The 10,703-nt window shown below is 29.8% G+C and carries 13 protein-coding genes and 1 tRNA gene; 10 read left to right on the forward strand and 4 right to left on the reverse strand.

What is annotated here, in order from left to right; translation table 11 throughout:
• Positions 1-98 precede the first annotated feature (98 nt).
• Positions 99-434 carry an AraC family ligand binding domain-containing protein gene (locus FMM58_RS01700; protein WP_150141286.1) on the forward strand — a complete coding sequence of 112 codons (336 nt, stop codon included), beginning with the start codon at positions 99-101 and terminating at the stop codon, positions 432-434.
• Here FMM58_RS01700 and FMM58_RS01705 read toward each other — a convergent pair.
• Complete coding sequence (locus FMM58_RS01705; protein ID WP_150141288.1) at positions 431-1,348, reverse strand: DUF2860 family protein; 918 nt, start codon at positions 1,346-1,348, stop codon at positions 431-433. The two genes, FMM58_RS01700 and FMM58_RS01705, sit on opposite strands and share 4 nt — an antisense overlap.
• Positions 1,349-1,462: 114 nt before the next feature.
• On the opposite strand from FMM58_RS01705, the gene FMM58_RS01710 reads away from it, so the two are divergent.
• The 8 genes from FMM58_RS01710 to FMM58_RS01745 are packed head-to-tail and all read left to right on the forward strand — an operon-like array spanning position 1,463 to position 7,362.
• Positions 1,463-2,878: a replicative DNA helicase gene (locus FMM58_RS01710; protein ID WP_150141290.1), complete on the forward strand. Its 1,416-nt coding sequence runs from the start codon at positions 1,463-1,465 to the stop codon at positions 2,876-2,878.
• 23 nt (positions 2,879-2,901) lie between these two features.
• A complete protein-coding gene (locus FMM58_RS01715) occupies positions 2,902-3,198 on the forward strand; it encodes a hypothetical protein (RefSeq protein WP_150141292.1) in 297 nt (98 codons plus the stop codon).
• The gene (locus tag FMM58_RS01720; RefSeq protein ID WP_150141294.1) at positions 3,195-3,788 is read left to right on the forward strand and encodes an IMPACT family protein; all 594 of its coding nucleotides are present in this window, start codon (positions 3,195-3,197) and stop codon (positions 3,786-3,788) included. Before FMM58_RS01715 ends, FMM58_RS01720 begins: the two co-directional genes overlap by 4 nt.
• Positions 3,785-4,486 carry a tRNA1(Val) (adenine(37)-N6)-methyltransferase gene (locus tag FMM58_RS01725; protein WP_150141296.1) on the forward strand — a complete coding sequence of 234 codons (702 nt, stop codon included), beginning with the start codon at positions 3,785-3,787 and terminating at the stop codon, positions 4,484-4,486. Before FMM58_RS01720 ends, FMM58_RS01725 begins: the two co-directional genes overlap by 4 nt.
• A complete protein-coding gene (locus FMM58_RS01730; protein ID WP_150141298.1) occupies positions 4,476-4,850 on the forward strand; it encodes a YkgJ family cysteine cluster protein in 375 nt (124 codons plus the stop codon). The genes FMM58_RS01725 and FMM58_RS01730 overlap by 11 nt, the downstream gene beginning before the upstream one ends.
• Positions 4,823-6,094, forward strand: a complete 1,272-nt coding sequence (locus tag FMM58_RS01735; RefSeq protein ID WP_150141300.1) for a tetratricopeptide repeat protein — start codon at positions 4,823-4,825, stop codon at positions 6,092-6,094. Before FMM58_RS01730 ends, FMM58_RS01735 begins: the two co-directional genes overlap by 28 nt.
• Positions 6,091-6,876: an indole-3-glycerol phosphate synthase TrpC gene (gene trpC / locus FMM58_RS01740; RefSeq protein ID WP_150141302.1), complete on the forward strand. Its 786-nt coding sequence runs from the start codon at positions 6,091-6,093 to the stop codon at positions 6,874-6,876. Before FMM58_RS01735 ends, trpC begins: the two co-directional genes overlap by 4 nt.
• The gene (locus tag FMM58_RS01745) at positions 6,877-7,362 is read left to right on the forward strand and encodes an HIT family protein (protein WP_150141303.1); all 486 of its coding nucleotides are present in this window, start codon (positions 6,877-6,879) and stop codon (positions 7,360-7,362) included.
• Between the two features lies 1 nt (position 7,363).
• Here FMM58_RS01745 and mog read toward each other — a convergent pair whose 3' ends face one another.
• Together mog and corA are read right to left on the reverse strand one after the other, a co-directional pair.
• Positions 7,364-7,894, reverse strand: a complete 531-nt coding sequence (gene mog / locus FMM58_RS01750) for a molybdopterin adenylyltransferase (protein WP_150141305.1) — start codon at positions 7,892-7,894, stop codon at positions 7,364-7,366.
• Complete coding sequence (gene corA / locus FMM58_RS01755) at positions 7,894-8,865, reverse strand: magnesium/cobalt transporter CorA (protein ID WP_150141307.1); 972 nt, start codon at positions 8,863-8,865, stop codon at positions 7,894-7,896. Before corA ends, mog begins: the two co-directional genes overlap by 1 nt.
• Positions 8,866-8,998: 133 nt before the next feature.
• Here corA and gdhA point away from each other — a divergent pair, with 133 nt between their 5' ends.
• Positions 8,999-10,363, forward strand: a complete 1,365-nt coding sequence (gdhA, locus tag FMM58_RS01760) for an NADP-specific glutamate dehydrogenase (protein ID WP_150141309.1) — start codon at positions 8,999-9,001, stop codon at positions 10,361-10,363.
• 109 nt (positions 10,364-10,472) lie between these two features.
• On the opposite strand, the gene FMM58_RS01765 is transcribed toward gdhA, so the two are convergent.
• Positions 10,473-10,548, reverse strand: a tRNA-Ala gene (locus tag FMM58_RS01765).
• Positions 10,549-10,703: the final 155 nt, after the last annotated feature.

The following is a 10,703-nucleotide window of genomic DNA, read 5'->3' on the forward strand; positions in this document are numbered from 1 at the left end:
CGTTTTTTTTAGATATTTTGCTAAATTAATTTAACAAAGGTTAAAATTTATAAAAAATTTTTTTTATATAATTTTTCAAATTTTATAAAGGATAAAAGATGATAGTACCCTTTTTGAAAGCTGAATTTATAGAAAATAAAGTTAATATTAATTGCTTAGTAGATGATGAATTTGGCAAAGAAATTCAAATAATCTTTGGAAAAAACGCATTTATGAAAGAACATAAAGCACCCTTTGCAGTAAGAATTCAAGTCTTAAAAGGAGAGATTAAATTTACCTTAAATAATGAAACAATGATTTTAAAGGAACTAGATTTAATAAGCCTAGCCCCAAATATCACGCATTCTTTATTAGCCCTAAATAATAGCATTGTAAGATTATCCCTTAGCAAATTTGATAAAATTCAAAGGATAAGTGCTGTGTTAAAAAATTAAAATTTATAACCAAGTCCTACAAGGAAAATTTGAAAGGTTTCATCATAAAAATTTATATCGTTATTGCGTTTTTCTATACCATAATTTACAAAACCATATAATTTATCATAATTTAATAATCTATTTTTAAGCACCCTAACGCCTATTTTATAAATGTTTGCATCTTGTTTTGCTGCAAAAACTGGGTCTGTTCCACTTGCATCTTGTATAGCATAAGCAAAATTTGGACTTAAAATATATTCTTGTATGGCTAAGTTTATACCAGCGTTAAAGCCATATCTTGTATAACTTGAAGCCTTGCCATCAGCATCGTTATAATCATAATGAACACCTACATTAAAAAGCTTATTTTTGTAAGCAAGTTCAAAGCCATGATAATAACCTTCCCTTTTTAAAGAACTATAAGGAACACTATCTTTTTCATAATCTTGTATAGAAAACAAATAAGAACCCGAAAAATCACCAATATCACTATAATAATTTTGAGTAAATTTAACCCCATATTTTTTAACATCAATTTCTTCTCTATTGCCTATTAAATAAGGATTTGCATAAGCACTCTCTCTAAGGGAAGTTACAAAATCAATACTAGTTGAAAATTGATTTTGACCCATTTCATAACCAAGTGCTAGACCACTAAAATTTCTGCCATTGTGATTTTTTAAATAAATCATATCATTGCCAAATAAGCCACCATAACTAAGTTCAATGCCTACAAAGCCAGTAAAGGATAAATCATCATTATCGCTACTATAAGAATTTAAATAATCACTATTTGCAAGTGGAGAAATATTGCTTTTTATATCACGCAAACCAACCCCTGCACTTAAATTTGCGTTAAACCCATCCTCTACCTTAGCATAAGCAACACTTAAAAAAGCAAATAAACTAAAAATAAAAAATATTTTTTTCACATTTTATCCTTTAAAAAATTTCGTGTAATCTTACTTACTTTTTATTAACATTTATTAACAACTTTAAGTTTTTTTAGATACAATTACAATTCACAAAATTTTTAAAGAGTATAAATGGAACACAGCGATTTAACACTAGAACGAACTATTTTAAGCTCATGTATAAATGGTGGCGAGTATGTATATTCTACAATTTGTGATGAGATAAATTCAAATGATTTTAGCTTGCAAGCTAATAAAATCATTTTTGAGGCTATTGGTGCTTGTATTAATGCTGGCGAGCCATTAGAAGATACCTTTTTAAAAAAACATGCAAAGATTGATGAAGAAGAACTTTTCAAGATTAAAAACATAACCGCAATTGATGATATAGCATTTTATGCTAAAGAACTTAAAGAAAAATCTATAAAAAAGCAACTCTTAGCATTAGCACACCTTTTGCCAAGCAAGATAAATGAAAATCGCAATGTAAATGATATAGCCGATGAGTTTGCACAAAAGCTTTTTGAGATTACAAATTCTGCCCATGCAAAGGATATTAAGAATGTTTCTATAGTAGTTGGGGAGTTATTAGAAGAATTTAAAAGACAAAAAGAAAATAAAGACAAAGATATTATAGGGCTTAATACAGGTTTTTCTAAATTAAATTCCATGACAAAGGGCTTTAAGGGTGGAGAATTAATTATCATAGCTGCAAGACCTTCAATGGGTAAAACCACGCTTTGTTTAAATTTTATCGATAGTGTTTTAAAGCAAGATAAGGGCGTGGTGTTTTTTTCCTTAGAAATGCCTGCTTTGCAAATTTTACAAAGAATGTTGGCTGCTAAAACCTCTCTTGCCTTGCAAAAAATTTTAGCTGGTGATTTAAATGATGAAGAATACATGCAAATTCAAGATGCTTGTAATGAGTATGAAAAATGCAGTTTTTTTATTTATGATAGTGGTTATGTAACGGTTAATGATGTTAGGGCTATTACTAGAAAACTTAAAAATCAATATAAAAATTTAGGACTTTGCGTGATTGATTATATAGGGCTTATGATGAGTAATTCAAATTTTAGCGATAGGCACTTACAGGTGGCTGAAATTTCTCGCAGTTTAAAGCTTTTAGCAAGGGAACTTGATATTCCTATAATAGCACTTTCTCAACTAAACCGCTCCTTAGAAAGTCGTTCAAATAAACGTCCTATGCTTAGTGATTTAAGGGAAAGTGGGGCTATAGAACAAGATGCAGATACTATTTTATTTGTTTATAGAGATTGTGTTTATAGGGAAAATGATTTAAGGGAAAAATTAAAGGCTACAAATAACAAAATAGAAGTAATGAATAAATTAAAAAAGGAATTAGACCAACTTAAAATAAATCAAATCCAAGAAGAAGCTGAGATTATAATAGGAAAAAATCGCAATGGACCAATAGGTATGATAAAGGCTACATTTAGAAAAGAAAATTCTCATTTTGTAGAAGCAATTGATAACTTTGATAATTATGAAGGCAGTTTTACACAAACTGAATTTTTGAGTGAGTGATTTTTAAAATTTAAGGAGAAAAAATGAAAAAGTTGTTTTTATGTCTTGTTTTATGCTTATTTTCTTACCTTTTGTTTGCCTGTCAAAACGATACCTTGCACGATGATAAGCTAAAAACTTACTCAAATAAAGAAGAGGCCTTAACTAAGGTAAAATGGTGCTTTAAAAAGGCTGATAAAGAACTACATAAAGACTTACTTCATAAAGATGAACGCAATAAAATTTTAAGAACACTTTATGAAAATAAAGGACTTGATAGCATTAATGTAAATAATTGCAAAAATGCCTTTATTACCTTGTGTGAAAATAATTGTAAATGAAAATCATAAATGAGTGTTTTACCAGCAGATTAGAAATTAAAAAATCTATATTTTTAGCCTTTTTATGTCCTTTTAAGGACTTTAAAAATATGCTTGAAAGGCTTAAAAATGAACACCCAAAGGCTCTTCATTTTGTATGGGCATATAGAAAATTTAACGAAAATAAGCAATTAATAGAAAATAAAAACGATGATAAAGAACCAAAGGGAAGTTCGGCTATGCCTTGCTTAAACGCGTTAAGGGGCATAAATTTAGTAGAATGTGGGGTTATAGTGGTTCGTTATTTTGGTGGCATAAAGCTTGGCGTTGGTGGGCTTGTAAGGGCGTACTCAGATGCTACAAACTTAGCCATAGCAAATGCAAAATTATTAGACTTTGAATTTAAAGAAAAACTTCAACTTTGCCTTGATATAGGTCTTTTAAGCAAAATGGAATATTTTTTAAAAGATAAAAAAATCGAATTTGAAAAGGAATTTAACGAAAAAAAAGTACTTTTAACTATATATTTTACAAATTTGCAAAAAGAAAGCTTGTTTGCTTTTTGTTCTAAATTTTCACCACAACAATTAAAAAACGAGAATGAGTCTTGAAAAAAACACTAAAATTTGCACAATTTAAAGATGCTTATAGATACAATAGCATTTCTTTAATATTAACAAATTTTGCCCTAAAACTTGGGATTAAAAACGAACTTTTAGATGTGGGGTGTGGCTGTGGAATTATAGGCATACTTCTTAAAAATGAGTGTAAAAATTTAAATTTAAACCTACTTGAAATTCAAGCTGAAAATATAAAACTTATAGAAAAAAATTTAAAAGAAAATAATATTAACGCAAGGCTTTTTTGCTGTGATTTTAAGGACTTTGAAAGTGATAAAAAATTTGATATTATAATTTGCAATCCTCCATTTTACAGACAAGGTGTCTTACAAAGTGAAAATAATCATAAAAATATAAGCAAAACTGCTCAATTTTTGCCACTATCTACCTTAATAAGCAAGGCCAACTCTTTATTAAAACCTAGAGGGATTTTATATTTTTGCTACGAGGCCCTAGCAATTGATAAAATTTGTTTTCTTTTAGAAGATAAAAAATTTAAGCTTACAAAATTACAATGCGTTCATTCTAAACCAAAACAAGCTGCTAAATTTGTGTTAATACAAGCTAGAAAGGGTGTTAAAAGCCCTTGTGAAATTTTAGAACCCTTTTATATTTTTAAAAATAAAAATTTAAGCAAGAAAATGAAAGAAATTTGCTTAAAGTTTAAGATTTTAAGCTATGATTTTTGAAAAAAATTTTCCTTATAGTTTTAATGAAAATGCTTGTAAAAAATGTGGTGGCAAATGCTGCACGGGAGAGAGTGGAAATATATTTGCAAGTAAAGAAGAATTAGAACTTATAAGAAAGCATTTGAGTCTAGAAAAAGACGAATTTAAAGATAAATTTTTAAAAAAAGTTGGTTTTAGACTTAGTTTTAAAGAGGTTGAATTTAAAAACGGCTTTGCTTGTATTTTCTTTGATACAAAAAGGCTTTGTTGTTCAATTTACGCACTAAGACCCAGCCAGTGCAAAAGTTTTCCCTTTTGGGAATATTATAAAACACATATTGAGGAAGTAAAAAAAGAATGTATAGGAATTTGTTTTTTATCTTAATTGTCGCCCTATTTTTAGGTGCTTGTACCACTAAAAACATAGTTGTTTATAAAGAATATGAAAGCAATGAAACTAGCATAAATAAACGCATTATGCAAGCTTTTAACTATGAAAAAGTAGGAAAATCAAAAGAAGCTAGAACTAAATTTTTAGAACTTTTTAATGATTACAATAGCACAATCTTTTTAGAAAATGCCTATTTAATCACCCTTTCACATAATTTAGATAAAACAGATGAGTTAGAAAATTTAGTTAAGCAAAATTTATATAGAAGTGATAATTTAAAAAGATTAAGCGTACTTTACGCCTTACAAACTCTAAATCTTGATTACGCTCAAAAATTATGCCTTGAACTACTTGCTAAAAAGGATAATGACCCTAGAAATTTCGAACTTTACGCAGATGTTTTAATAAGAAAAAATAAATTAAAAGAGGCCTTAATTTATTATCGTTTAGCTTACGCAGGGAATGTAAATGAGGATTTATTGTTAAAAATAGTGAGTGTTTATGCCCTATTAAATGATAAAAACAATGCAAAAATTATGCTTGAAAATTTTAGACAAAGCAATGGTTGTACCATAAAAACTTGCTTAATCTTAGGCAAAATTTACAGCGAAGAACAAAATTTAAGAGCCTTAAAAGAACTTTACATAGAACTTTATGATATTACTTCAAATCAAGACTTTATTTTAAGCTTGGTTAGAATGTTTGATTTTAAAGAAGAAAAAAAAGAGGCCCTTGATTTAGCTTTAAAATATGATTTAAACGATGAAATTAAATTATATTTGTATCAATCCTTAAAATTTTATGACAAAGCAAAGGAACTTTGTTTACAACTTTACGAAGAAAAAAAGGATGATGAGTTTATTTTACAAGCCGCCATGTTTGAATTTGAAGAATTAAGCCTTAAAAAACAAGTTAATAAAAACACTATTAAACCCGTGATAGAAAAATTTGAAAAAATGATTAATGAAAATAGCGATGATTTATATTTAAATTATTATGGTTATTTGCTAATAGATAATGATTTAGAGATTGAAAAGGGCATGAAATTAGTTGAATTAGCACTTCAAAAGGACCCGGGGAATTTATATTATATTGATTCCTTAGCTTGGGGATATTATAAACTTGGAGATTGCAATAAGGCTTACGAGATTATAAGTCAAACCTTTAAAGACCTTGAATTTAAAAACTCTAATGAAAGTAAAGCACACATTAGGGCAATTAAGGCTTGTATGAAATGATTTTAGACGAAATTTTTGAAACAACTAAACAGGCCTTAGAAAAACAAAAAAAAGAATTGCCTTATGATATGCTGGGTAGGTCCCTTGCGTCAAATCCTTTTTTTCCAAAAGATGTTAAGAGTGCTTTAAAAAGGCAAGGTGAAGAGATAAGAGTTATAGCAGAAGTAAAAAAAGCAAGTCCTAGCAAGGGCATAATAAGAGAAGATTTTGAACCATTAAACATAGCCTTAAACTATGAAAAAAACAATGCTAGTGCAATTTCTGTTTTAACTGAACCTTTCTTTTTTAAGGGTGAGCTTGAATATTTAAGCATGATTAGAAGGTACACAAAAATTCCACTACTTAGAAAAGACTTTATCTTTGATGAGTATCAACTTTTACAAGCCCTAGTCTATGGGGCTGATTTTGCACTTTTAATAGCAAAAATGCTTAGTAAAAAAGAACTTAAAAAACTGCTTGAATTTGCAAGACACTTAGGCTTAGAGGTCTTAGTTGAAATTCATGATTTAAATGACTTAACAAAGGCTATTTTTGCAGGTGCTGATATAATAGGCATTAATCATAGAGATTTAAATGATTTTTCAATGCATCTTGATTTGTGCGATAAATTAATTCCACATATTCCAAATTCTAAGATAATAGTAGCAGAAAGTGGACTAAGTAATGATAAAAACTTTATTAAACACCTTCAAAAATGTGGGGTTGATGCCTTTTTAGTTGGTGAATATTTTATGAGACAAAAAGATGAAGGACTTGCATTAAAAGAATTTATAGGAGAATAAATGCAACACTTATACGCACCTTGGAGAGAGATTTATTTTACAAAGAAAGAAGAAGGTTGTCCTTTTTGTAAATGCGTTGAAAACGAAGAAAAAGACCATGAATTTGGTATTTTATTTCGTGCTAAGTTTTGTTTTGGCGTTATGAATAAATATCCTTACTCACCAGGTCATTTTATGATAATTCCTTATAAACACGAAGAAAATATAGAAAATTTAGATGAAAAAACCTGGCAAGAAATGAGCTTTTTTGTAAGAATAGGCGTTAAAATTTTAAAAGATAGCATAAAGGCAAAGGGCGTAAATATAGGTATGAATTTAGGCAATATGGCAGGGGCAGGAATAGCCCCACATTGTCATTATCACTTAGTACCAAGATATAATGGCGATACAAATTTCATTACCACAATAGCAAAAACTAGAGTTTGTGGGGTTGATTTTGATAAATTATACGAAAAATTACTGAGTGCTTTTAAGCAAAATTTATAAACTATTTTTTAGGCCTAAAAACCTTAATCACTTCTTCATTTGCCTGTATAAAAGCCCCACCAATTAAATCTATGCAGTAAGCAATCGCAGGAAAGACAGGTTCTAAACACTCCTTTATAGCCTTTGGATTACCGGGCAAATTTAAAATAAGGCTTTTTTTACGAATTCCAGCTACTTGACGTGACAAAATAGCAGTTGGAACATATTTTAAACTTTCCTTTCTCATAAGTTCGCCAAAACCTGGCAAAATTTTCTTACAAACAGCCTTTGTAGCTTCTGGCGTTACATCCCTTAATGCAGGTCCTGTACCACCACTTGTGATAATCAAATCACAATGCTTTTTATCGCTTAAAAATTTTAATGTTTTAATGATTTTTTTATACTCATCAGCAATTAAAATTTTATGAAAAACAATATCATTTTTTATATAAGATTTTAAAAGCATTTCTATAACAGGTGTAGCCTTATCTTCATAAACTCCACTACTAGCCCTATCGCTCAGGGTAAGAATTCCTATATTTATAATATCCATTACAACCAACCTTTCTTTTTGAAAAATATCACAGGTGCTATAATAGATATTATCATTATGCTAAGCACTATAGGATAAGCATAAGGCATATCAAGTTCAGGCATAAATTCAAAGTTCATTCCATAAACCGTGCCTATTAAGGTAGGTGGCATCATAGCCACAGTGGCAACCGTGAATAATTTTATAGTCTTATTTTGTTCTATATTAATCTGATTTGCTAAAATAGTTTGTATGTTATCTAGCACATTTAACTGAGAAATACCAAATTCAACCAAGGAATTTAAGTCCTTTAAAACTATAGTTAAATTTTGCTTAATATCCTTGTCTATCTTGTCACTTTTAAGCAAGGAGGTCATAGCCCGTCTTTTATCAAATAAAGAATCCCTTATTCTCATATTTAATTCTTGCAAAGAAGAGATATCTTTTAGCATTTCATCATAACTATACTCATCTTTTTTCTTTAAAACATTTGCCCTAAGACGTCTTGCCTCTTTATCTATCCACTCAAGCAAATCCGCATCCTTTTCAACGCGTACCTCAAACATTTTATCGATAATATCATAACCATCTTCAAAATTCTTAGGACTTGCAAGAATCCTTGCTTGAATTTCTTCAAAGGTGCTAAATTCATTATATCTAATGGTAAAAAGTACCTTTTTAGCAGTTGCAAAGGTAATAACCTCGCTTTTTAATCTAAAATTATCTTCATCTGAGCTAAAATCCCTAACCAAAAAATTTGCATTAATGGTGATATTTATATTATCTTCCCAATACTTAGAACTTTGTTCAATCTCTTCTCTTTCTTCTTTATTTGGAAATTTCAATTTAAATTTAGATGAAATATAAATAATCTCATCTGTACTAGGGTGAAGTAAATCGATCCATAAAATATCAGGTGGCAAACTTCCTTCTGGCTTAAATTCTATCCTTTTTACAAGAGCATCTTGAGTTTTAATATAAATATAAAGCATTTTATACCCCCTTTTCGCATTTTAAGGTATTATACTAGCATTTGCTTAAAATTTTTAAAAAATCTCAAAATTAAATAAAGCTTTAAAAAAAATTTTAATATAATTTAAATCAAATTATTTTCGGAGGTTTAAAATGAATGTTAAAGAATACATTAACTACACGCTTGAACGCATTAAACAAAGTAGTCCTGGTCAAAATACCTTTTTACAAGCTGCAACAGAGGTTTTACATAGCTTAGAGCCCCTATTAGAAGCACAGGAAAAATATTTAAAACACAGAATCATAGAACGTATCGTAATGCCTGAAAGAACAAATATTTTTAGAGTTACTTACATGAATGATAAAAACGAACCTTGTACGCACTTTGGTTACAGGGTAGAATTTAACTCAGCCCTTGGACCATACAAGGGAGGATTAAGATTTCACCCATCAGTATGCCTTGATATTATCAAATTTTTAGGCTTTGAACAAATCTTTAAAAACTCACTTACTGGTGTTAATATTGGTGGTGGAAAAGGAGGGGCAAATTTTGACCCTAAGGGTAAGAGCGATGGCGAGATTATGAGATTTTGTCAAGCCTTTATGAATGAATTATTTAAAATGATAGGTGATGTAAAAGATGTTCCAGCCGGTGATATAGGCGTTGGAGGGCGAGAAATAGGCTATATGTTTGGTCAATATAAAAAATTAACTCATCGCTTTGATGGGGCATTAACAGGTAAGGGTTTAAGCTGGGGTGGTAGCCTAGCAAGAACTGAGGCCACTGGTTATGGTTCAGTTTATTTTGCTAATGAAATGCTAAAAAAAGCAAATTCAAGCTTAGAAGGTAAAAAATGCTCAGTTAGTGGGGCTGGAAATGTAGCCATTTATACAGCTGAAAAACTTTATCAATTTGGGGCTTTGCCTATTACGGTGAGTGATTCTACAGGCTTTGTTTATGATAAAGATGGCATTGATGTAGCTTTATTAAAAGAGATTAAAGAAGTTAAAAGACTAGAACTTAGTGCTTATGCTAATGCAAAAAAAGGCGTTGAATTTACCTCAATTAGCAAGTATAAAAGTGGTACTAATGGCGTTTGGTCCATACCTTGTGATGCAGCCTTTCCTAGTGCTACACAAAATGAACTTAACCTTGAAGACATTAAAACCCTTTATAACAATGGCTGTCGCTTAGTTTGTGAGGGTGCAAATATGCCAAGTACACTTGAAGCCATTGATTTTATGTTGGCTAAAAAAGACTTTTTATTTGGTCCTGCTAAGGCTGCAAACGCAGGTGGCGTTGCTACTAGTGGACTTGAAATGTCTCAAAATGCCAGTATGCAATCTTGGACCTTTGAAGAAGTAGACAATAAACTTCATAAAATTATGATAAATATCTTTAATGAAAGTTATGATACCTCTGTTGAATTTAACGACAAAGGAAATTTAGTGCTAGGTTCAAATATCGCAGGCTTTAGAAAGGTAGCTGATGCGATGATAGACCAAGGCTATGTATAAAAAAGCTGCAATAACTTGCAGCTTTTTTATAAAAGCTACTAAATTTTTAAAACCTAATCTTTGAAATTCTATTAAAAAAGCCCTATGATAATATATAAGCAATATAAAATGGTGGAGCATAGCGGGTTCGAACCGCTGACCCCAACGCTGCCAGCGTTGTGCTCTCCCAGCTGAGCTAATGCCCCATTCCAAAAGTATAATTATGCCTAAATTTTGCTTAAATTTTATTTTAAATTTACATTTAGATAAATTTTATAAATTAAAAAAAATAGTATTGAATTTTTAAAACCTTTAAAAAAGCCTGTTATTAAAAATTATAAAGCCCATATTTTTCACTTAT

The sequence above is a fragment of the Campylobacter sp. LR291e genome (assembly GCF_008633915.1).
GTDB lineage: Bacteria > Campylobacterota > Campylobacteria > Campylobacterales > Campylobacteraceae > Campylobacter_D.